At 69.9% G+C, this 21288-nt stretch carries 17 protein-coding genes; 12 read left to right on the top strand and 5 right to left on the bottom strand.

The window, feature by feature from the left end:
• Positions 1-205 precede the first annotated feature (205 nt).
• The 3 genes from ACIBCK_RS01400 to ACIBCK_RS01390 are packed head-to-tail and all read left to right on the top strand — an operon-like array spanning position 206 to position 3355.
• Positions 206-1507 (top strand): sugar ABC transporter substrate-binding protein, encoded by a 1302-nt coding sequence (locus tag ACIBCK_RS01400; protein WP_399386046.1) that lies wholly within the window; start codon positions 206-208, stop codon positions 1505-1507.
• A 58-nt stretch (positions 1508-1565) separates the two neighbouring features.
• Positions 1566-2525 (top strand): carbohydrate ABC transporter permease, encoded by a 960-nt coding sequence (locus ACIBCK_RS01395; protein WP_399387178.1) that lies wholly within the window; start codon positions 1566-1568, stop codon positions 2523-2525.
• Positions 2522-3355, top strand: a complete 834-nt coding sequence (locus ACIBCK_RS01390; RefSeq protein WP_399386045.1) for a carbohydrate ABC transporter permease — start codon at positions 2522-2524, stop codon at positions 3353-3355. The genes ACIBCK_RS01395 and ACIBCK_RS01390 overlap by 4 nt, the downstream gene beginning before the upstream one ends.
• Before the next feature lie 29 nt (positions 3356-3384).
• On the opposite strand, the gene ACIBCK_RS01385 is transcribed toward ACIBCK_RS01390, so the two are convergent.
• The gene (locus tag ACIBCK_RS01385; protein ID WP_399386044.1) at positions 3385-4281 is read right to left on the bottom strand and encodes a chitosanase; all 897 of its coding nucleotides are present in this window, start codon (positions 4279-4281) and stop codon (positions 3385-3387) included.
• 54 nt (positions 4282-4335) lie between these two features.
• Positions 4336-5067 (bottom strand): SDR family NAD(P)-dependent oxidoreductase, encoded by a 732-nt coding sequence (locus tag ACIBCK_RS01380; protein WP_399387177.1) that lies wholly within the window; start codon positions 5065-5067, stop codon positions 4336-4338.
• Positions 5068-5114: 47 nt separating this feature from the next.
• Here ACIBCK_RS01380 and ACIBCK_RS01375 point away from each other — a divergent pair, with 47 nt between their 5' ends.
• The gene (locus ACIBCK_RS01375; protein WP_399386043.1) at positions 5115-5840 is read left to right on the top strand and encodes a vWA domain-containing protein; all 726 of its coding nucleotides are present in this window, start codon (positions 5115-5117) and stop codon (positions 5838-5840) included.
• 28 nt (positions 5841-5868) lie between these two features.
• Here ACIBCK_RS01375 and ACIBCK_RS01370 read toward each other — a convergent pair whose 3' ends face one another.
• Complete coding sequence (locus ACIBCK_RS01370) at positions 5869-6825, bottom strand: tyrosine-protein phosphatase (protein ID WP_399386042.1); 957 nt, start codon at positions 6823-6825, stop codon at positions 5869-5871.
• Positions 6826-7182: 357 nt separating this feature from the next.
• Between ACIBCK_RS01370 and ACIBCK_RS01365 the strand changes: the two genes are divergently transcribed.
• From ACIBCK_RS01365 to ACIBCK_RS01355, 3 genes are all read left to right on the top strand, one after another.
• Positions 7183-7386 carry a cold-shock protein gene (locus ACIBCK_RS01365; protein WP_037661310.1) on the top strand — a complete coding sequence of 68 codons (204 nt, stop codon included), beginning with the start codon at positions 7183-7185 and terminating at the stop codon, positions 7384-7386.
• A gap of 94 nt (positions 7387-7480) precedes the next feature.
• On the top strand, positions 7481-9097 hold the full coding sequence (locus ACIBCK_RS01360) for a DEAD/DEAH box helicase (RefSeq protein WP_399386041.1): 1617 nt from the start codon (positions 7481-7483) through the stop codon (positions 9095-9097).
• A 113-nt stretch (positions 9098-9210) separates the two neighbouring features.
• The gene (locus ACIBCK_RS01355; RefSeq protein WP_399386040.1) at positions 9211-10059 is read left to right on the top strand and encodes a pentapeptide repeat-containing protein; all 849 of its coding nucleotides are present in this window, start codon (positions 9211-9213) and stop codon (positions 10057-10059) included.
• A 63-nt stretch (positions 10060-10122) separates the two neighbouring features.
• Here the strand turns inward: ACIBCK_RS01355 and ACIBCK_RS01350 are convergent, their stop codons facing one another.
• Entirely contained in the window at positions 10123-11037 is a 915-nt protein-coding gene (locus tag ACIBCK_RS01350; protein WP_399386039.1) for a hypothetical protein, read from the bottom strand.
• 239 nt (positions 11038-11276) lie between these two features.
• On the opposite strand from ACIBCK_RS01350, the gene ACIBCK_RS01345 reads away from it, so the two are divergent.
• Together ACIBCK_RS01345 and ACIBCK_RS01340 are read left to right on the top strand one after the other, a co-directional pair.
• Positions 11277-12074 (top strand): S1 family peptidase, encoded by a 798-nt coding sequence (locus ACIBCK_RS01345; protein WP_399386038.1) that lies wholly within the window; start codon positions 11277-11279, stop codon positions 12072-12074.
• A 345-nt stretch (positions 12075-12419) separates the two neighbouring features.
• Positions 12420-15500, top strand: coding sequence for an endo-alpha-N-acetylgalactosaminidase family protein (locus ACIBCK_RS01340; protein WP_399386037.1), 3081 nt, complete (start codon positions 12420-12422; stop codon positions 15498-15500).
• A gap of 46 nt (positions 15501-15546) precedes the next feature.
• Here the strand turns inward: ACIBCK_RS01340 and ACIBCK_RS01335 are convergent, their stop codons facing one another.
• Positions 15547-17316: a beta-galactosidase gene (locus tag ACIBCK_RS01335; protein ID WP_399386036.1), complete on the bottom strand. Its 1770-nt coding sequence runs from the start codon at positions 17314-17316 to the stop codon at positions 15547-15549.
• Between the two features lie 128 nt (positions 17317-17444).
• Between ACIBCK_RS01335 and ACIBCK_RS01330 the strand changes: the two genes are divergently transcribed.
• From ACIBCK_RS01330 to pepN, 3 genes are read left to right on the top strand one after another with little or no spacing between them, the layout of a single operon-like run.
• Complete coding sequence (locus ACIBCK_RS01330) at positions 17445-18353, top strand: helix-turn-helix domain-containing protein (RefSeq protein ID WP_399386035.1); 909 nt, start codon at positions 17445-17447, stop codon at positions 18351-18353.
• An 11-nt stretch (positions 18354-18364) separates the two neighbouring features.
• Positions 18365-18709, top strand: coding sequence for a chorismate mutase (locus ACIBCK_RS01325; RefSeq protein ID WP_399386034.1), 345 nt, complete (start codon positions 18365-18367; stop codon positions 18707-18709).
• A 48-nt stretch (positions 18710-18757) separates the two neighbouring features.
• The gene (gene pepN / locus ACIBCK_RS01320) at positions 18758-21283 is read left to right on the top strand and encodes an aminopeptidase N (protein WP_399386033.1); all 2526 of its coding nucleotides are present in this window, start codon (positions 18758-18760) and stop codon (positions 21281-21283) included.
• The last annotated feature ends 5 nt before the right edge of the window (positions 21284-21288 follow it).

Here is a 21288-nt window from a genome sequence, read left to right as displayed (position 1 = left end):
ACCAAGCCGCCGCTGCGCGGCGAATCTCCCCCACCCCCGCCAAGCGCAGCGCAAGTGCACCCCGTGCAACGACCATTGCTTGCAACGCAAATCACGTTTCGGCCCCGCTAGCCGAATGGGTCTAGACCGCGCGCTGAGCGTGCGACCACAATCGCTCCCACAACGGAACGGCGCAGTTACAGCACGTACCCATGAGGGGGCCGGTATGAAGCGACGGGTCATCGCGGCAGGTATCGCCATGACGCTCGGACTGACCGCGACGGCATGCGGCAGCGATGACGGGAGCGACAGCGGCGACAAGGCGACCGACGGCAAGGGCAAGACCCTCACCGTGTGGATCATGGAGGGGACGAACCCCGACGCCAGGCCCTTCTTCAAGGAGGCCGAGAAGGCGTTCCAGAAGAAGACCGGCGCCAAGATCCACGTCGAGTACCAGCAGTGGGCCACCGCGCAGAAGAAGTTCACCACCGCCATCGAGGGCGGCGAGGACCAAGTCCCGGACGTGGCCGAGGTCGGCACGACCTGGGTGCCGCAGTTCGCCGAGACCGGCGCCCTCGTCGACGTGACCGACGACGTCAAGAAGTCGGGCCTGAACGACGACCTCGTCGAGGGCCTCGCGGACGCGGGCACACTCGACGGCAAGCAGTACGGCATGCCCTGGTACGCGGGCGTCCGCAGCATCGTCTACCGCAAGGACGTCTTCGAGAAGCACAAGCTGAAGGCCCCGACCACCTGGAAGGAGCTCCAGTCCGCGGCGAAAACGCTGAAGGACAAGGAGCCCGGGATGATCCCCTTCCCGGTCGCGGGCGGCGCCGAGATGTTCGCCACCCCCTTCATCTGGGGCGCCGGAGGCGAACTCGCCACCGAGCAGGGCGGCAAGTGGAAGTCCGGCATCAACTCGCCCGAGGCCGTGAAGGGCATCGAGTTCTACACGGGCCTGGCGACGAAGGACAAGGTCTCTCCGGCCAAGGTGAACACCTGGACGGAGAAGGAGGTCGGCGACGCCTGGGGCAAGGGCCAGGTCGCGATGTCCGTCAACGGCAACTGGACCCCGAAGGCCATCGTCGAGGCCAACCCCGACCTCAAGGGCAAGCTGGGCGCCGTGCCGATCCCCGGCCAGGACGGCGGCATGAGCAAGTCCTTCCTCGGCGGCTCCTACCTGTCCACGTTCAACACGGACAAGAAGGACCTCGCCTGGGAGTTCGTGAAGATGCTGACCACCGGTGACTTCGCCGCCAAGTGGGCCGCGGAGACCAACTACTTCCCGGGTCAGAACTCCGAGCTGAAGAAGATCGAGGCGAAGAAGGACCCGCTGGTCGAGCCGTTCGCCAAGCAGATGCTGGAGGCCGGCGCGACCGTCCCCAAGACCAAGGCGTACGGCGAGATCCAGGCATCGAAGGTCATCCCCGGCATGGTGCAGTCCATCCTGACCGGCAAGTCCTCCGTCCAGGAGGCGGCGGACAAGGCCGCCAAGGACATGGACGCGATCTTCGCCAAGGACAAGTAGGCAAGGTCGAGTCGGCACCGTGAAAGTGAAAGACACGCTCGTCGGCGACGGGCCCCGGATCCCCGGGGCCCGTCGCCCCGCCGCCCCCCGCCCGGAACACGAAGCGGCCCTCCGCAAGAAGAGGCTCGTCGGCCTCACCCGCCCGTGGCTGCTCCTCACCCCCGCCCTCCTGGTCCTCGCGGGCCTGCTGCTCTGGCCGCTGATCCAGGTCGGCAAGCTCTCGATGCAGGACTACGCCGTCAAGTTCGGCGGCGGAGTGGGCACGTACACCGGCTTCGACCACTACGCCGACCTGCTCAGCAGCGAGCTCCTGTGGAAGACGGTCCTGCCCAACACGGCGTTCTTCGCGATCGCCTGCGTCGGCCTCACCGTCGTGCTCGGCACGCTCGTCGCGCTGCTCCTCAACCGCCTCGGCCCGACCTGGCGGCTGATCTGCTCCATCGCGATCCTCGCGGCCTGGGCGATGCCCGCCGTCACCGGCACATACGTCTGGGTCTGGCTCTTCCAGCCGCAGGACGGCATGGTCAGCCAGATCGCGGGCTCGATCGGGCTCATCGATCCCGAGACGACCAACTGGTTCACCGAGCGCGGGCCGTTCTACGCGATCGCGACCGTGAACGTCGTGCACCACGGCTTCCCGTTCGTCGCCATCACCGTCCTCGCGGGCCTGATGACGATCCCCAAGGAGCTCTACGAAGCGGGGGAGCTGGACGGCGCCAACGCCTGGCAGCGGTTCTGGAAGATCACGCTGCCGACGATTCGGCCCGTCTTCCTCGTGGTGACCATCCTCTCCACCATCTGGGACTTCAAGGTCTTCACCCAGATCTATCTGATGCCGGGAGGCGACGGCGCCAACGAAGAGGTCTACAACCTCGGCGTCTTCTCCTACATCCAGGCGTTCGCCAAGAACGACTACGGTGCGGGAGCGGCGGCAGCGGTCCTGCTCACACTCCTGCTGCTCGCCATCACGATCGTCTACATCCGCACGCTGTTCCGGCAGGGAGAGGAGGACCTGTGAGCGTCCGTCGCGCCTCACTCGCCGCACGCATCGGCCTGCCCGTCGCGGTCGCAGCGCTGCTGCTCTTCGCGCTCTTCCCTGTGTACTGGATGATCTCCACGGCACTGGACCCGAAGGCGATCACCCGCGGCTCGGACGTGCTGCCGAGCGGCATCAGCTTCGAGCACTTCACCTACGTGTTCGAGAAGGGCAACTTCGGCACCTACCTGCTGAACTCGGCGCTGGTGGGCTTCGGCACGATCCTGGCCGCCGGAGTGCTCGCGCTCTTCGCGGCCATCGCGGTGGCCCGCTTCAAGTTCCGGTTCCGCACCTCCGTACTGATCATGGTGCTGATCGTGCAGATGGTGCCGCTGGAGGCGCTCGTCATCCCGCTGTTCATCCAGATGCGGGACTACGAACTCCTGAACTCGCTGCTCGGCCTGACGATCGTCTACATCGCGCTCTCGCTCCCCTTCGCGATCTGGACCCTGCGCGGGTTCGTCCAGACCGTGCCCAAGGAGGTCGAGGAGGCGGCGTACATCGACGGTGCCTCGTGGTTCCGGATGTTCCGGTCGGTGCTGCTGCCGCTGGTGGCGCCCGGACTCGTCGCGACCTCGATCTTCGCCTTCATCACGGCGTGGAACGAGTTCGTCTTCGCGTACACCTTCATGAAGGGCAGCGACAAGTACACGGCCGCCGTCGGCATCTACCAGTTCTTCGGTGAGAACTCCACGGCCTGGGGCCCGGTCATGGCCAGCTCCACGCTCATCACGGTGCCGGTGATGATCTTCTTCGTGATCGTGCACCGGAAGCTCGGCTCGGGCCTAGCGGCGGGAGCGGTGAAGGGCTGAGCGACTGAGGGATCGGGGGGCGTTCAGGGTTACGGGACCTTGAACGTCTCCCCGTACACCTTCCAGGTCAGTGGTGTCTTCAGGCCCAGATTGCCGTCGTAGAGGAACTGGCGCTGGGCCGTCTCGACGCGGGTCGTGTCGCGGTGGGCCTTCTTCTCCTTCATCGCCTGGGTGCGGATGTCGAGGAAGATGTCCAGGTACGCCTTCTCCTTGCCGCCCTGGGCCGGCGTGTTCGCCTCCTTGAGCGCCGCCTCGCGCAGGCCGTAGAAACCGCGGGCGCCCGTGCCGGGGCCGTGCAGGACCATCGCGTCGTAGTAGATGAACTGGCCGAGCGTGCCGAGCCCGTCGAGCTTGGCCAGGCGCACCGCCGGGTCGAAGTACACGCGGTCGCGCGTCCTGTCCTGCGCCTTGCGGAACGCGGGCTTCGCCGCCTCCGCCTTCCACGCCTCGGTGAAACCGGGGTCCAGGCCCTCGTGCGAGTCGGTGCCGTCGACCTTGCGCAGGGCGGGCAGATAGCGGGCGAGGCCGTTGTCCGGGTCGTCCTTGGTGTACTGCTCGACGAGGGTCAGCAGGTCGTTGGTGCCGGTGCAGAAGCCGATGATGCCCGCGGTGTAGCCGTTCCCGTCGCCGATGTCCTCGATGTAGCCGTACTGGCCGCGCCAGTTCAGCGTGGAGTTCTCCGCGCTGGTCACGAGCTTCTGGGCCAGCTCCTTCTTGGCGGGCGTCGCGAGGCCCGGGGGCAGCTGGGCGATCAGCTTGTCGTCGGCCTCGATCTCGGACGCCGACTTGTCCTTGTCGTACGGACGCTGGCTGCCGGGCCCGCTCTGACCCGCGGCGGCATCGCTGTCCGAGTCCCCGCCCGCGAGGTAGACGGCGACCGTGGCGAGCGGGGCGACGGCGAGAAGGAGGAGGCCTGCACGTTTCATTCGCACAAGAGTACGTGCGGTTTCGCGGTAGCGCGCCTTCCGGATCTCGGATCCCTACCCCGCCGTAGACCCCCCGTCCACCGCGAACTCCGCCCCCGTGATGTACGAGGACGCCTCCGACGCGAGGAAGAGGATCAGTTCCCCGACCTCCTCGGGGCGGCCCATCCGGCCCAGCGGCAGGTGGGACCAGTCCCGGTCGGCCGAGGCGGAGGCGATCATGGGGGTGTCGATCGCCCCCGGGTGAACGGAGTTGACCCGCACCCCGTACCCCGCGAGGTCCAGCGCGGAGGAACGAGTCAGCCCCCGCAGCCCGAACTTCGTGGAGCCGTAGGCCGCGTGCCCCCGTATCCCCACGAGCCCCGCGGTCGACGAGACGTTCACGATCGAGCCGCCGCCGGCATCCCGCAGCGCGGGCAGCACCGCCTGGATGCCGAGGAACGGGCCGAGGAGATTGACCCGGAGCAGGGTCTCGAAGTTCTCGTACGTCTCCTTCTCCACGGACGCCGTCCGCCACAGCGCCGCGTTGTTCACGAGCGCGTCCAGTCGCCCGAAGGCCTGGACCCCGGCCGCCACGGCCGACGCCCAGCTCTCCGCGTCCGTGACGTCATGGCGTACGTAAAGGCCCTGCTCGCCAAGGGACTCGGCGACCTCCCGGCCCTCCTCCTCGCGGATGTCCGTCACCACGACCCGCGCCCCCGCCTCCGCGAAGAGCCGCGCCTCTGCGGCCCCCTGTCCACGGCCCGCACCGGTGATCAGTACCGTCTTGCCCTCAAGGCCGTAAGAGATCACGTGACCGCCAAGAGCGGACAGGAGCCAGGGGAATGGGGCCGCGCATGGGACCGGCGATCAGCCTGAGCAAGGTGGAGGAGGCGGCACCCGCCCTCGTGAGCCTCTACAAGACCGCGGGGGTCAGCCTGCGCAAGCACGGCCTGGACGGCCAACGCGCCGCCGTCTACCTCGTCGTCGACTACTCCGGCTCCATGAAGCCGTACTACAAGGACGGCACCGTCCAGGCCCTTGCCGACCGCGTCCTCGGTCTGTCCGCGCACTTCGACGACGACGGCACCGTGCCCACGGTCTTCTTCTCCACGGATGTCGACGCCGTCACGGAGATCGCCCTCGACCGTCACCACGGGCGGATCGACGAGATCGTCGCCAGGCTCGGCCACATGGGCAAGACCAGTTACCACCTGGCGATGGACGCCGTGATCGACCACTACATGGACAGCGGTTCCACGGCGCCCGCCCTTGTCGTCTTCCAGACCGACGGCGGCCCCATCAACAAGCTCGCCGCCGAGCGGTATCTGTGCAAGGCGTCGAAGCTGCCGCTGTTCTGGCAGTTCATCGGCTTCGGCGACGCGAAGAGCAAGCAGTTCGACTACCTCCGCAAGCTCGACGAACTCGCCGTCCCCGCCAAGCGCGCCGTCGACAACGCGGGCTTCTTCCACGCGGGCCACGACCCCCGGACCGTCCCGGACGACCGTCTGTACGACCAGTTGGTGGGGGAGTTCCCGGCCTGGCTCGCGGCGGCGCGGGCGCAGGGGATCGTGACCGCCTGACCCCCGTGGCACCCGCCCGCCGGGTCGCCTAGCCGACCATCCGCTCCCGCAGCGCGAGAATCGTCCGCGTATCAAGCCCGAGTCCCTTCCTCAGATAGTTGGCGAAGCTTCCGTACTGTTGCGTCACCTCGGTCAGCGCCGCCTCCAGATAGCCGGTGCGGACCTCCTGGAGCGGGATGAGCAGATCGGGGTTCTGCATCAGACCGCTCTGCTTCAAGCCCTCGCGCACCTTCGCGTCGTACGCGGCCCGGTAGGTGTTGGACGCCAGGAAGTCGCCGACGGCGGTGCGCTCGGGGACGCCGACGGCGCGCAGGAGCAGATAGCTGGTCCAGCCGGTGCGGTCCTTGCCCGCCGTGCAGTGGTAGAGCAGCGGTGCGGCCTTGCTGCCCCGGGCGATGTCGCGCAGGGTGGCCGCGAACTGCGTGCGGTTGGGTCCGTCGGTGATGAAGCTGCGGTACACGTCGCGCATGAAGGCGTCCGCCTTGCCGTTGCCCAGCATCTCCTCCTGCTTGACCGGGTCCCTGGAGCCGATCACGGTCATCAGCGTCGCGAAGAGGCCGTTGTCGCTGATGGGCCGGGCCGTGGGCGTGAGCCCGGCGGGCAGCCGGTCGGCTCCGTCGTACTGGACTTCGGCGGGCACCCGGAAGTCGACGACCTTCTTCAGGCGGAGCCCGGCGAGGGTGGCGACATCGGCGTCGGTGAGCTTCGCGAGCGCGTCGGCGCGGAAGACCTGGCCGTAGCGGACACGCTCGCCGTCGTAGGTGCGGTAGCCGCCCAAGTCCCTTACGTTGACGGCGCCTTGGAGAGGTATCTGGCGTACGCCGTCGGATGCGGGGCGGGGGTGCAGCGGGGCGTGCCGGGCCGTGCCGCGCTCGGGTCCGGCGGCTCCGGCGGGTTCGGCGTGGGCCGCCCCGGCGGGCAGGGTGCCCAGGGCGAGCGCGGAGAGCGCCACTCCGACTGCTGTACGGGTCCGGGTGATGCGCATTGGGCCGCCTTCCTCGGTAGCGGTCGCCATGGCCACTCGTCGCTCAACCAAGCGATTGTTTGGTTGAAGGTAGCGGGGTGCCCTGACAGGAGGAAGGTGTGTGCGGCAGGTATCTGCGGGGCGATGCGGAGGGTGCCGTGCCGCCTGGTGGCAGCCCCGAGGTGGGCGGGTCCCTCGTCCGTGTTAGGCTTATGCGTCGCAGTTTTGGTACCCATGAACTTTATGTGCGCCTGACGGGAATGCTCCGAGGGCGCATTATTGTTTTTCTCCGGTCTCTCCGGGATGGGGGTCATTGCAGCGCTTGGAATCCACAATTCCGTGGTTTTCCTTACTCTGCCCCTGTTATAGGAGATTGACATGGCAACTGGCACCGTTAAGTGGTTCAACTCGGAAAAGGGCTTCGGCTTCATCGAGCAGGACGGCGGCGGCCCCGACGTCTTCGCCCACTACTCGAACATCGCGTCCTCGGGCTTCCGTGAGCTCCTCGAGGGCCAGAAGGTCTCCTTCGACGTCACGCAGGGCCAGAAGGGCCTGCAGGCCGAGAACATCGTTCCCGCCTGAACGTCGTAGCACGCGAACCTCATAGCCGGGGCCCGCACCGGAAAGGTGCGGGTCCCGGCTTGTGCTGTCACCAGGTCCAGGAAGGCATTTCCGTATGAATCGCTCCGAACGCCCTGCGCGTCCTGCCCGCAGGCGCTCCACGAACGCACGCGGAAAGGCCCCGGTGGCCGGCGGCGGCCAGGCGAAGGGCGCCGCGAAGAAGCCGGGCCGCGCCAAGCCGAGGCCCGTCGGCGGTGAATTCGCGCTGCCCGAGAGCATCGAACCCGCGCTGCCCGCGGTCGAGGCGTTCGCCGACCTGGACATGCCCGAGGCCCTCCTGAAGACGCTGGCCGCACAGGGCGTGACCGAGCCCTTCCCGATCCAGGCAGCCACCCTCCCCAACTCCCTCGCGGGCCGCGACATCCTCGGCCGCGGCCGCACCGGCTCCGGCAAGACCCTGGCCTTCGGCCTCGCGCTCCTCGCCCGCACCGCGGGCCGCCGCGCCGAGCCGCGCTCGCCCCTCGCCCTGGTCCTGGTCCCCACGCGTGAGCTCGCGCAGCAGGTGACGGACGCCCTGACGCCGTACGCGACGTCCGTGAACCTGCGCATGTCGACGGTCGTCGGCGGCCTGTCCATCACCAAGCAGGCGGGGACGCTGCGCCGTGGCGCCGAGATCATGGTGGCGACGCCGGGCCGTCTCAAGGACCTGATCGAGCGCGGCGACGCGGACCTCTCGCAGGTGCGGACGACCGTCCTCGACGAGGCCGACCAGATGGCCGACATGGGCTTCATGCCGCAGGTCACCGCGCTCCTGAAGCAGGTGGAGCAGGGCGGCCAGACCATGCTCTTCTCCGCCACGCTCGACAAGAACATCGACCGCCTGGTCCGGATGTTCCTCACCGACCCGGTGGTGCACTCGGTCGACCCGTCGGCCGGCGCGGTCACGACGATGGAACACCACGTCCTGTACGTGCAGGACGAGACCGACAAGAAGGCCGTCGCCCTGCGGATCGCCGCCCGCGAGGGCCGGGTGATCATGTTCCTGGACACCAAGCGCGCCGTCGACCGCTTCACCAAGCGGCTGCTCGCCAACGGTGTACGGGCCTCCGGGCTGCACGGCGGCCGTTCGCAGCCGCAGCGCAACCGCACCCTGGACCAGTTCAAGACCGGGCAGGTCACCGCGCTCGTCGCCACGAACGTGGCGGCCCGTGGCATCCACGTCGACGACCTCGACCTCGTCGTGAACGTCGACCCGCCCACCGACCACAAGGACTACCTCCACCGTGGTGGGCGTACGGCGCGTGCCGGTGAGTCCGGCAGTGTCGTCACCCTCGTCCTGCCCGACGAGAAGCGGGAGATGACGCGTCTGATGTCCGACGCGGAGATCAACCCGAAGACGGCGCGCGTGAAGTCCACGGACGAGGAGCTCTCCCGCATCACCGGTGCGCGTGAGCCGTCCGGGGTGCCGGTGGTCATCGAGGTTCCGCAACAGCAGCAGGCCTCGCCGCAGCGGGCGCGGCGGGGGCGTCCCGCCGGGCAGGGTGGCGGGCGTCCCGCCGGGCAGGGGTCCGGCCAGCGTCGGGCTCGCCCCCAGGGGCAGTCGCAGGGCGGTAAGCCTTCCGCCGGTGGCGGGACTGGTGGGGGTCGGCCTTCCGCCGGTGGCGGGGCCGGTGGGGGTCGCGCCCGGCGTGGTGGCCGCCCCTCCGGGGGTGCGGGGCGTAAGGCGGCGTAGTACTCGTGCCCGGCGGCGGGGTTTGTGCCCCGCTGCCGGGGGCGCCGAACAGGCCTTTCCCACCCACCCGCCCGTTTGCCCCGCAGCACCGGTGAGCGCCCGAGGAGGCCCCGATGGCTGAGAAGCGTGAGCGTCAACTGCTGCCCCTCGCAGAGGGCGTCGGCCAGCAGGACCTGCGTGCCGACTGCGGGAGTTGCTTCGGGCTCTGCTGCGTGGCCCTCACCTTCGCCAAGTCCTCGGACTTCCCCGTCGACAAGGCGGCCGGCACCCCCTGCACCAACCTCCAGCAGGACTTCCGCTGCGGCATCCACCAGAAGCTGCGGCAGACGGGCTTCTCGGGGTGCACGGTCTACGACTGCTTCGGCGCCGGTCAGCGGGTCTCCCAGGCAACGTACGGCGGTATCGACTGGCGCCAGGATCCCGACTCCGCCCGCCAGATGTTCGACGTCTTCCCCGTCATGCGCCAACTGCACGAACTGCTCTGGTACTTGACCGAGGCGCTCGCCCTGCCCCAGACCCGGCCGATCACCGCGGAACTGCGGCGGGCCCTGGACGAGACCGAACAGCTCGCCCAGGGCGCCCCCGCCGCCGTGGCCGAGACGGACGTGGCCGCGCACCGTGCGGACGTGAACGTCCTCCTCCTGCGCACCAGCGATCTCGTGCGCGCGAACATCCACCGGAAGAAGAAGGACCGCCGAGGGGCCGACCTCTTCGGCGCCCGCCTCCGCGGCGCCGACCTCCGAGGTGTCTCCCTCCGCGGCGCCTGCCTCATCGCCGCCGACCTCACCGGCGCGGACCTCCGCCAGGCCGACCTGATCGGCGCGGACTTCCGGGACGCGGATCTGCGGGGCGCCGACCTCACCGGCAGCATCTTCCTGACGCAGTCGCAGGTGAACGCGGCCAAGGGAGACGACGGGACGAAGCTGCCGCCCGCCCTGGCCCGCCCGGCACACTGGAGCTAGGTCCGGCCCTGGCCCGCCCGGCGCACTGGAGCTAGGTCCGGCCCCGGACCCGGCTCGGGGGCTTCACGTGTCGCACTCCAGCACCGTCCGGCACAGCGTGCACCGCGCCCGCACCCGCCCCCGGGCAGGCAGCCGGATCCGCTGCCGGCAGGTGGGACAGGGGAACGACACCCGCAGCGGCTCGGCGGCCCCGCCCGACCCGCGGGAGAACGAGTACTCCCCGCCCCCGGCCGATGCTCCCGCCCCGCCGGAGCCCCGCTCCAGCGCCTGCCGCCGGTCCTTCGCGTACCGCCGCCGGCCCGCCCAGCCCGCAGCCGTCAGCGGAGGCTGCTGCTCGTCGCGGCGGGCCTGGGCGAGACCCTTCGTATAGGCGGTGTATGCCTGCGGGCTGGTGAACCACGTCTCCGGCGCCTCACCGAAGGCGATGGCCCGCTTGGCCAGTACGTACCCGAACTCCTCCGGCGTGAGATACCCGAGCTTCTGCGACGAGGCGCTGTCCTCGCGGTAGGCGTCCAGGAGGAGCCATCCCGCGCCCAGATACGTGGTGGCGGTGTCCGTGAGGATCTCGTTGTCGCGCGTGCCGGGGAACACGAGATCAAGCCGGTGCAGATACACGTGCATGACCTCGTGGGCGAGCGCCGCGCCGATGTCCCTGCGGTGCGTACGGAACCGGTCGTTGAGTTCGATGAAGTACTCGGGCCCCGCGGTGAGTTCGACGTTCGCCGCGTGTTCCATCGCGCGGAAGCCGACGATCATGCGGGCGTCCGGGAGGCGGAGATGGCGGACCATCTCGCGGGCCACGCGCTGCACGCCCAGATGCAGGTCGTCCTGGTCGGAGAACGCGACGTCGGCGGGGGCGATGCTGGTGTCGAAGGTGTGGACGCCGTCGTACGACAGGCGTTTGTAGAGCGCGGTGATCGCCGAGCGCACCGTCTCCAGGTGGGGGTAGCCGTGCACCACCGGCCCGCCGTCCGCCATGCCGGCACCCCCTGGAGACGTTCCTGACCGGCCTCCACTGTAAGGCGGTGTCCGTCGGCAGGACCGGGCCATGCGGCGGGTGTTGGCCGAAAACCGCCCCTTGCTCTATGCGGACACCGATCTCCATAATCCGACCCAACGCTTTGGCGGGCTCATGCCATTCTCGCGTTCGTCGTGGGGTGGTGTGGGTCCCGCTGTCGCGTGCAACCCCCCACGAACCCCCCACGAAGGGAAGCCCGTTGAACACCAAGCCGCGTGGAGTCAAGAGAGCCGCCACCCTCGGTGCCATCGCCCTCGCCGCCGTCAGTCTCCAGCCCGTCGCCGCGTCCGCGGCCCCGCACCCCGGCCCCACCCCGGGTGAGCGCGTGGTCGGCGGCACCCCCGCCGAGCAGGGTGAATTCCCGTTCATGGTCCGTCTGTCGATGGGCTGTGGCGGTTCGCTGTACGCCAAGGACATCGTGCTGACCGCCGCCCACTGTGTGGACGGTTCGGGCGACAACACGAGCATCACCGCCACCGGTGGTGTCGTGGACCTGGAGAGCCCGGACGCGATAAAGGTGAAGTCCACGAAGGTCTTGCAGGCGCCGGGCTACAACGGCAAGGGCAAGGACTGGGCGCTCATCAAGCTGGCCAAGCCGATCGACCAGCCCACGCTGAAGATAGCCAAGGACACCAAGTACAACGAGGGCGAGTTCGACATCGCCGGCTGGGGTGCCGACAAGGAGGGTGGCGCGCAGCAGCGTTACCTCCTCAAGGCGAAGGTGCCCTTCGTGAGCGACGCGGACTGCGAGGCCGCGTACGGCGCCGACCTCACGCCCGGCGAGGAGCTCTGCGCCGGGAAGCTGGCGGAGGGCGGCGTGGACACCTGCCAGGGTGACTCCGGTGGGCCCATGTTCCGCAAGGACGAGGCCGGGGAGTACATCCAGGTGGGCATCGTCAGCTGGGGCAATGGCTGTGCACAGCCGAAGTTCCCCGGGGTCTACACCGAGGTGTCGACGTTCGCGGGTGACATAGAGAAGGCGGCTTCGGAACTCTGAGGGTCCGCTGGACGCGGGGTCTGACCAGTGCGGTCGGGCCCCGCGTTTTGTTTGTGCCGCGGATTGCGTTCGTGGGTGGGTGCGGGGCCGCGCCGGTATGTCCGTCCTCGCTATCGTCCGGTGGCTGATCGATGGTCGCTGCGGGGCAATCGGGTGGGTGGGCGGGAAAGGCTTGTTCGGTCAGGGTGGATGCGGGGTGATGGGCGGGTGGGTGGGAGAGGCCTGTTCGCGCAGCGGGCTGCCGGGCGCCGTTAGTCCAAGTCCTGGCCCCCCTTTGTCCATGGGCCCGCACCGCCCTCCCGGCGCAGGGTGACCGCACCGAGATCCGTCCCACGGAGGGGTGCCATGCAGCCGTCAGACACGTCCGGTCCAAGCCGCAGAGCCGTAGTCGCCACGGGCGCGCTCGCCGGGGTCGGCGCCGCCGTCGGCCTCGGAGGCGTCGCGACCGCCGCGCCGGGCGAAGCCGTCCTCCGCTCGGCCGAGCTGGAGGTGCGGGTCGCCACCGACTTCCCCCGCATCGTCTCGTACACGGACCGCGCCTCCAAAGCGGTCCTGCACGCACAGCCGGAGGCCGTCACCACGCTCCTGGTGGACGACGTCACGCACACCCCGACGGTCACCACCAAGAGGCGCGGCGGTGATCGGATCGAGTACGTGCTCGGGCTCGCCGGCGGCAGGACCACCCTCACCGTCGAGATCGCCGTCGAGGGGCGCCAAGTCCGTTGGCGGGTGAGCGAGATCGCTGATTCCGACGCCCTGCGCGTCGGCACGCTCCGCATCCCCGGCCTCGCCCTCCTCGCCGTACGCAGCGATCAGCCGGGCGCCACCCTCCTCGCCGCGAAGGTCCAGCTCGACAAGGCCAAGAGCGGTGACACCGAGGTCAAGCCGGCCCCGGACACCGCCGCGGAAGCGGCCACCGGATGCGCATACGCCGTCGTCGCACACGACACGCTGGGCGGCGCCGTCGAGACCAACACCGTCTACGACAAGCCCACCACCGAGGCCGGAACCACCTGGGACAACGGCCGGCTGTGGCGGGAGACCGTCAGGAGGGGCGGGCACGTCGAGGCCCGGCTGACCCCGGGGGAGTGGACCTACCGCGCCGCCACCGCCGCCGTCGGCGACACCGAGCCCCTGCCGTACGCCACCGTCGTCATCACCGGCGACCGCAACGGCGACGGCAAGGTCGACTGGCAGGACGCCGCCATCGCGTTCCGCGACATCATGGTGAAGCCGCTCGGCGCGGACGAGCAGCATCTGCGGGTCGTCCCGCACATCCCGTTCAACTTCGCGTCCCAGGCGACGAATCCGTTCCTGGCGACCCTCGACAACGTGAAGCGGATCCACCTGGCCACGGACGGACTGCGGCAGTACACACTGCTCAAGGGATATCAGTCCGAGGGACATGACTCCGCGCACCCCGACTACGCGGGCAACTACAACACGCGGGCGGGCGGCCTCGACGACCTCAACACCCTGGTCAGGGAAGGCAAGAAGTGGAACAGCGACTTCAGCGTGCATGTGAATGCCACGGAGTCCTATCCGGTCGCGCACGCGTTCTCCGAGAAGCTCGTCGACAAGGCCGATGAGCAGTGGGACTGGCTCGATCAGAGTTACCGCATCGATCAGCGCCGTGACCTGGTGTCCGGTGACATCGTCAAGCGGTTCGGCGATCTGCGGGGCGAAGCCGACGGCGCGCTCAACGCCCTCTACATCGACGTGTTCCGTGAGTCAGGGTGGACCTCCGACCGGCTGCAGCGCGCCCTGCGCGAGCAGGGCTGGATCGTCACCAGCGAGTGGGGTCACGGCTTCGAGCGCTCGTCCGTCTGGTCGCACTGGGCGACGGAACCGGATTACGGCCCTGACACCTCCCGGGGCATCAACTCCCGGCTGATCCGCTTCATCCGGAACCACCAGAAGGACGTATTCGCCGACAAATGGCCGACTCTTCTGGGCATTGCCCGCATGGGCAATTTCGAGGGGTGGGTCGGGAAGACCGACTGGGCCTACTTCTACGACCTGATCTGGACCGACTCGCTTCCCGCCAAATATCTCCAGGCCTATCCCATCAAGTCCTGGGGCGAGCACGAGATCAGCTTCTTCGGGGGGACGGAGACGATCGTCTCCGATGCCGACGGGGGCCGTCGGATCGTGACCGACGGCCGGGTCGTCTACGACAAGGGGAGCTATCTGCTGCCCTGGGAGCCCCGTAAGGCAACCGATCCCGTCAAGCTCTACCACTACAACACGGCGGGTGGTAAGGGCAGTTGGACGCTACCCCGCGGCTGGTCCGGCCTCTCCAAGGTCGCGTTGTACCGGCTCACCGACCAAGGGCGGGTCTTCGTCGCCGATGTCCCGGTGCGCGGCGGCAAGGTCACCCTCGACGCCGAGGCCAAGCAGCCCTACGTCCTCTACCGCAGGCGCGCCGCCGCGCTGCCCGACCCCGGCTGGGGGCAGGCCACCCCACTGCACGACCCCGGGTTCAACTCCGGTTCGCTGCGGGGGTGGAAGGTCTCCGGTCCCGCCTCCGTCGAACTCAGCAAGCTCGGTGACTACGAACTGGTCATCGGCTCGGGCGGCAAGGCCGCCGTCGGGCAGCGGCTGCACCGTCTGAAGGCTGGGGCCTACATCGCCTCCGTGCAGGTCGAGGTCGGGGAGAAGGCCGGGGACGAGCGCAAGGCCACTCTGGAGGTGCGCACCGCCGACGGCGTCACCGCCGCCAATTGGACGCGTACCTCAACGGCCGGCAACTACGTGGCGGCCGACCGCAAGCACGACACCCGCTTCCAGCGCATGTTCGTCCCCTTCACCGTCCCCGACGGTGGCGGTTCGGCCGAGCTGACGCTGCGGGCCGACGCGGGCCACGCGCGCGTGCGCTTCGACAACGTACGCATCGTCCCCACCACGCGGGGCGGCGCCCCCGGAGAGGGCAGGCTCGTCTCCGAGGACTTCGAGCATGTCCCGCAGGGCTGGGGGCCGTTCGTGAAGGGTGACGCGGGGGATGTCACCGACCCGCGCACCCACATCGCGCAACGGCACGCCCCGTACACGCAGCGCGGCTGGAACGGCAAGGCCATCGATGACGTCATCGACGGCTCGCAGTCCCTCAAGTCCCGCGGCGAGAACGCCGGGCTCGTCTACCGCACCGTCCCGCACACCGCCCGCTTCGAGGCGGGCAAGCGCTACCGCGTCACCTTCCGCTACGAGAACGAGAAGGCGGGCCAGTACGCATGGATCACCGCCGTGGACGAACCCGCGGCCCGTGAGATCGACCGCAAGGAGCTGCCCGTCGCGACCGAACTCACCGTTCTGACCTACGAGTTCACCGTCCCGGCCAAGGGCGAGGCGTGGGTCGGGCTGCGCAAGAGCGGGGACGACGGGACCGCCGAGTTCGCCCTGGACGCCTTCGAGGTACGAGAGGTCTGAGGTTCCGTCGGACGGGCTGATCCCCCTTTCAGCCCGTCCGGCGTCCTCAGCCGGCCGGGACCGGGGAAAGAGAAACCGCGCCCGCCGCCCCGGACGCTCCCGCCAGTTCGAGCACCCACACCTCGTTCTCCCCCTCCCGGAGCACCGCCCCGGGAACGTACAGGGAGGACTGCGGCCCCACCTCCCAGTACCGCCCCAGATTGAACCCGTTCACCCACACGAACCCCCGCACCCAGCCGGGCAGTTCGAGCACCGCGTCACCCGCGCCACGGACGACGACCGAGCCCCGGTACAGCCCCCGCCGCCCACCCTCGGCCTCAGTGGCGGGCACCCTCCTGACGGCCTCCGCCGAGGAGAACGCATCCAGCCGCAGCCCCCTCGCCCCCACACCGTGCAGGTACTGCCGCTCATGCAGCACCCCGCCCGTGATGCCCTTCGCCTCCCCGGTCCGCGGCCCGTAGTTGACCCTCCCCAGGGACTCCACCCACAGCTCCACGCGCGCGTGCCCCGCGACGGGCTCCGGCAGAGCCGGTTCCTCCTCGGTCAGGACACCCGCCCGCACCCCGTCCACGTACACCACGGCCAGGTCCCGCAGCCCCCGTACGCGCAGCGGGTACGGCTGCCGCGGGCCCGGCACGGTCAGCGTGTACTGGACCAGGCCGCGGTCGACGTCGAGCTCTTCGAAGGTGGGCGGTACGGCGTACTCCGCCACGGGACCGCCGAGCGACTCCATGACGGTGGACAGGGGTGACCAGTGCGTGAGGTCGGCCGAAGCGCGCTCCCCGAGCGGGGGCAGCGGCGCGGGCGGCTCCGGCAGCGGGCCCCGCGCGTACGGGGCGAGCACCTCACGGAAGCGCCAGAACTTCTCCGTGGGGCGCCCGAACTCGTCGATCGGCGCGTCATAGTCGTACGAGGTGACGTCCGGCTCCAGGGCCCCGTCATGCAGGGCGCCACCACCACGGTTCGCCCCCGCCCACCCGGCGAAGTTCGTGCCACCGTGCGCCATGTAGAGGTTGACCGAGGCCCCGCACTCCAGGATCTCGCGCAACGCCTCCGCCGCGTCGGCGGCGTCCCGTACGACATGCTCCGCGCCCCAGTGGTCGAACCAGCCGCACCAGAACTCCATGCACATCAACGGCCCCTTGGGACGGTGCCCCCGCAGCGCCCCGAAGCCCGCGCGGGCCTGCGAGCCGAAGTTGACCGTCGCCAGGACACCGGGGACGGACCCGCCGGTGAGCATGTGGTCCTCGGGCCCGTCGGAGGTGAACAGCGGCACGGTCACACCCTCGGCGCGCAGCAGATCCGCGAGATGACGCAGGTAGACCTGGTCCGAGCCGTAACTGCCGTACTCGTTCTCCACCTGCACCATGATCACTGGACCGCCCCGGTCGTGCTGGCGCGGCACGACCTCCCTCAGGAGACGGCCGAACCAGCGGTCCACATGCCCCAGATACTCCGCGTCGCGCGTACGCGCGCGTGCACCCACCGCGCCCGTCAGCCAGTGCGGAAGACCGCCGTTCTCCCACTCGGCGCAGATGTACGGACCGGGCCGCACGATCGCCCACAGCCCCGCCTCCCGCGCGGCGTCCAGGAAACGGCCGAGCGCCTCGACGTCGCCGAACTCCCCGGGACGCGGCTCGTGCAGGTTCCACGGGACGTACGTCTCCACACAGTTGAGCCCCATCGCGCGCAGCATCGCGAGACGGTGCCCCCACTGCGCCTCGTGCACCCGGAAGTAGTGCAGCGCCCCGGAAAGCAGCCGTACGTGCCGCCCGTCCAGTTCGAAATCGTCCTCGCCCACCCTGAAGCCGTTCATCGTGTCCTCTCGCTCACGTACTGCTCCGTCACGATCACCTCTGGCGGGCGGCAGGGTCCATGGACAAAGATCTAGGCGGGTTGGACGCAGCGAGCGGGCCGCGGCCCGGATGAGAGGGGCACCAGCGGATGTACCACACATGGATGCGGTTCTTCACGCCCGCCCCGGCCCACCACCGCCTCGGCCTCGCCTGCCTCGGCGTCGGCCTGCAGCACGGCCTCCTGCCGACCGTGGGCCCACGCACCCTCGACCACCACGTCGCCGTCGTCGTGACCGCGGGCGGCGGCTGGTTCCAGGGACCCGACGGCAGGCGTACGACGGTGACGGCGCCCGCGCTGATCTGGCTCACCCCCGGCGTGCGCCACCACTACGGGCCCGACCCGGAGACCGGCTGGGACGAGTGCTTCGTCGACTTCACCGGGCCCGCCACGGCGACGTACACCGAACTCGGCTACATAGAACCCACCCGGCCCGTCGTGCCGCTCTCCGACGCCACCGGCGCGCGGGCCGCCGTCGGGCGCATCGCGCGCGCCGCACGGCGCGGCAACCCGCTCCTTGAGGTCGAGACGGGCGCCGCCGTCCACGAACTCCTCGTCGCGCTGCGCAGGGCCCGCGCCGACATCGCCCCCGACGGCGACCCCGTCCTCCAGGCGCTGGCCCGCGACGCCTTCCAGCCGCACTCCGTCGCCGAGCACGCCGCACGCCACGGCATGACCCCCGCGGAGCTGCGCACGGCGGTGCGCAGGGGCGCCGGCTGCAGCCCCAAGGACTACCTCCTGGGCATCCGCCTGGGGCGCGCCAAGGAGCTGCTCGCCGCCACCGAGCTGCCGGTGGCGGCCGTCGCCCGCCGCGTCGGCTACGACGACCCCGCCTACTTCTCGCGTCTGTTCACGCGCCGCGTGGGCATGGCACCCGTACGCTTCCGTGAGCAGCAGGGACGCGCGGTCCCCGGCGGCTGGTCGCAACAGATTCCCGACCCGGACCACCCGCCGATCCTGCGCTCTTCCGCCGTCGGCGGCGAAGGCGCGGCAACGTAGGCTCGTGGACCATGACCACCAGCCACACAAGTGACGCGAACGGCGCCGGGGCCAGGGACACCACGGACGCAGCCGTGCGCGCCGAGCTGTCCCGCCTGCGCGACAGCATCGACAACATCGACGCCGCCGTCGTCCACATGCTCGCCGAACGCTTCAAGTGCACCCAGCAGGTCGGCCATCTCAAGGCCAACCACCACCTGCCGCCCGCCGACCCGGACCGCGAGGCCCGGCAGATCGCCCGGCTGCGCGAGCTCGCCGAGAACGCGAAACTGGATCCGGCGTTCGCCGAGAAGCTCCTCAACTTCATCATCGCGGAGGTCATCCGCCACCACGAGACGATCGCCAAGTCGTCGTGACGGGGAGCGGCGGGGCCGCTTGTCAGTGACATCAGGCAGCATGGACGCATGCCCGTACTGACGCGCGACGAAGCGCAGACCCGAGCCCGGCTCATCGACGTCCAGCGGTACACGGTCGAGCTCGACCTCAGCCGCGGAGCCGAGACCTTCGACTCCCGTACCGTCATCCGGTTCACGGCGCTCGGGGAGCCCGCGGCCGGTCGTGCGGCCACGGTGGACACCTTCGTCGAGCTCAAGCCGGCCGAGCTGCGCTCCGTCACCCTCGACGGGAAGGCGCTCGACCCGCGGGGCCTCGTCGAGAACCGGCTCGCGCTCACCGGGCTCACCGCGGGCGAGCACGAACTGCGCGTCGACGCGGCCATGCGCTACTCGCACACCGGCGAGGGCATGCACCGCTTCACCGACCCCACGGACGGCGAGACGTACACGTACACGCAGCTGTTCATGGAGGACGTGCAGCGCGTCTTCGCCGCCTTCGACCAGCCCGACCTGAAGTCCGTCTTCGAGCTGACCGTCACCGCCCCCGAAGGCTGGACGGTCCTCGCGAACGGCGTCACCGAGCACGTCGGCGGCGGCACATGGCGGGCCGCGGCCACCCCGCCGATCTCCACCTACCTCGTCGCTGTCGCCGCGGGCCCCTGGCACTCGGTCCGCACCGAACACCGCGGGCTGCCCTTCGGTATCCACTGCCGCCGCTCCCTGGCCCCCTTCCTCGACGCCGACGCCGACGAGATCCTCGACGTCACGCGCGCGTGCTACGACCGGTACCACGAAAAATTCGACGAGCCCTACCCCTTCGACTCCTACGACCAGGCGTTCGTCCCCGAGTTCAACGCGGGCGCCATGGAGAACCCCGGACTCGTCACCTTCCGCGACGAGTTCATCTACCGCTCCGCCGTCACCGAGACCGAGCGGCAGACCCGCGCCATGGTCATCGCCCACGAGATGGCCCACATGTGGTTCGGCGACCTCGTCACCCTGCGCTGGTGGGACGACATCTGGCTGAACGAGTCCTTCGCCGAGTACATGGGCTTCCAGACCACCGCCGAAGCCACCCGCTTCACCCACACCTGGACCGACTTCGGCGTCGCCCGCAAGTCCTGGGGGTACGACGCCGACCAGCGCCCCTCCACCCACCCCGTCGCCCCCGACCCGGACGCCGTGCCCGACACCGCGTCCGCCATGCTCAACTTCGACGGCATCTCGTACGCCAAGGGCGCATCCGCCCTGCGCCAACTCGTCGCCTGGCTCGGCGAGAAGGACTTCCTCGCCGGCATCAACACCCACATCGCCCGGCACAAGTTCGCCAACGCCACCCTCGCCGACTTCATCGAATCCCTCGCCCACGCCACCGACCGCGACGTACACGGCTGGGCCGACGCCTGGCTGCGCACCACCGGCGTCGACACGCTCACCTCGAACGTCACGCACGACGCCCGGGAGTGGACACTCGACATCGACCGCGAAGGCAGCCGTCCCCACCGCATCGCCGTCGGGGTGTACGACCGCGACCTCACCGACAGCCAGGGCCTGGTCCTGCGCGAGCGCCACGAGCGGGACGTCCCCCACTCCGGTGTCCCGGCGCCGCGCGACGGCGGCCGCCCCGCCCTGATCGTCCCCAACGACCAGGACCTGACCTACGCCAAGGTCCGCCTGGACGAGGTCTCCATGGAGACGGCCCTGCGCAGCCTCTCCCGCGTGCCCGACGCGCTCACCCGCGCCGTCCTGTGGAACAGCCTGCGCGACATGGTCCGCGACGGCGAACTCGACGGCATGACCTACCTGGAGACGGCCCGCGCGCATCTGCCCGCCGAGACCGACCTCGCCCTCGTCCAGGGCGTCCTCGCCTTCGCCACCACCCACATCGCGGGCCGCTACCTGCCGCCGCCGCTGCGAGGCGTCGCCCTCACCACCCTCACCGAGCTGTGCCGCGACCTGATCAGGCGCACGGAGGACGGCTCCCACGCGGGCCTGCGGCTCACCGCCGTGCGCGGCTTCATCGACGTGGCGACTCGCCCCGACCCGCTCCAGGAGTGGCTCACCGAAGGCACCGTGCCCGGCGGCACCGAGCTCGACCCGGAGCTGCGCTGGCGCGTCCTGACCCGCCTCGCGGTCCTCGGCGCGGCCGACGAGTCCGCGATCGCCGCCGAGCTGGAGCGCGACCCCAGCGCCACCGGGCAGGAGGGTGCCGCCCGCTGCCGTGCCGCGCTGCCCGACCCGGAGGCCAAACGCCGCGCGTGGGAGGCGATGTTCGCCTCCGACGACCTCTCCAACTACCTCTTCACCGCCACCGCCCAGGGCTTCTGGCAGCCCGAACAGGCCGACCTCGTACGGGAGTACATCCCCCGCTACTACGAGGACGCGGTAGCCGTAGCGGCCCGCCGAGGCCCCGCCATCGCCGACGTCGCCGGCCGCTGGGCCTTCCCCGCCTCCTCGGTGGACACCGAAACACTCCACCTGGGCAAGCAATGCCTGCACAACGCCAACCTCACCCCCGCCCTACGCCGCAAACTCACCGACCAACTGGACGACTTGGCAAGGGCATTGCGAGTCCGAGAGACGAGGACCGCCTAGCGCCC

Origin of the sequence: Streptomyces sp. NPDC051218, from assembly GCF_044455475.1 — a bacterium.
GTDB lineage: Bacteria > Actinomycetota > Actinomycetes > Streptomycetales > Streptomycetaceae > Streptomyces.
The sequence above is the reverse complement of the archived record's forward strand: the minus strand, read 5'-3'. Positions and strand labels throughout refer to the sequence as shown.

Bases quoted from the DNA above. Each gene is read 5' to 3' on its own strand.
- ACIBCK_RS01370 (WP_399386042.1), bottom strand. From the start codon at position 6,825: ATGCGCATCACCCGGACCCGTACAGCAGTCGGAGTGGCGCTCTCCGCG.
- ACIBCK_RS01355 (WP_399386040.1), top strand. From the start codon at position 9,211: ATGGCTGAGAAGCGTGAGCGTCAACTGCTGCCCCTCGCAGAGGGCGTC.
- ACIBCK_RS01360 (WP_399386041.1), top strand. From the start codon at position 7,481: ATGAATCGCTCCGAACGCCCTGCGCGTCCTGCCCGCAGGCGCTCCACG.
- ACIBCK_RS01365 (WP_037661310.1), top strand. From the start codon at position 7,183: ATGGCAACTGGCACCGTTAAGTGGTTCAACTCGGAAAAGGGCTTCGGC.
- pepN (WP_399386033.1), top strand. From the start codon at position 18,758: ATGCCCGTACTGACGCGCGACGAAGCGCAGACCCGAGCCCGGCTCATC.
- ACIBCK_RS01330 (WP_399386035.1), top strand. From the start codon at position 17,445: ATGTACCACACATGGATGCGGTTCTTCACGCCCGCCCCGGCCCACCAC.
- ACIBCK_RS01335 (WP_399386036.1), bottom strand. From the start codon at position 17,316: ATGAACGGCTTCAGGGTGGGCGAGGACGATTTCGAACTGGACGGGCGG.
- ACIBCK_RS01385 (WP_399386044.1), bottom strand. From the start codon at position 4,281: ATGAAACGTGCAGGCCTCCTCCTTCTCGCCGTCGCCCCGCTCGCCACG.
- ACIBCK_RS01400 (WP_399386046.1), top strand. From the start codon at position 206: ATGAAGCGACGGGTCATCGCGGCAGGTATCGCCATGACGCTCGGACTG.
- ACIBCK_RS01325 (WP_399386034.1), top strand. From the start codon at position 18,365: ATGACCACCAGCCACACAAGTGACGCGAACGGCGCCGGGGCCAGGGAC.
- ACIBCK_RS01375 (WP_399386043.1), top strand. From the start codon at position 5,115: ATGGGACCGGCGATCAGCCTGAGCAAGGTGGAGGAGGCGGCACCCGCC.
- ACIBCK_RS01350 (WP_399386039.1), bottom strand. From the start codon at position 11,037: ATGGCGGACGGCGGGCCGGTGGTGCACGGCTACCCCCACCTGGAGACG.
- ACIBCK_RS01340 (WP_399386037.1), top strand. From the start codon at position 12,420: ATGCAGCCGTCAGACACGTCCGGTCCAAGCCGCAGAGCCGTAGTCGCC.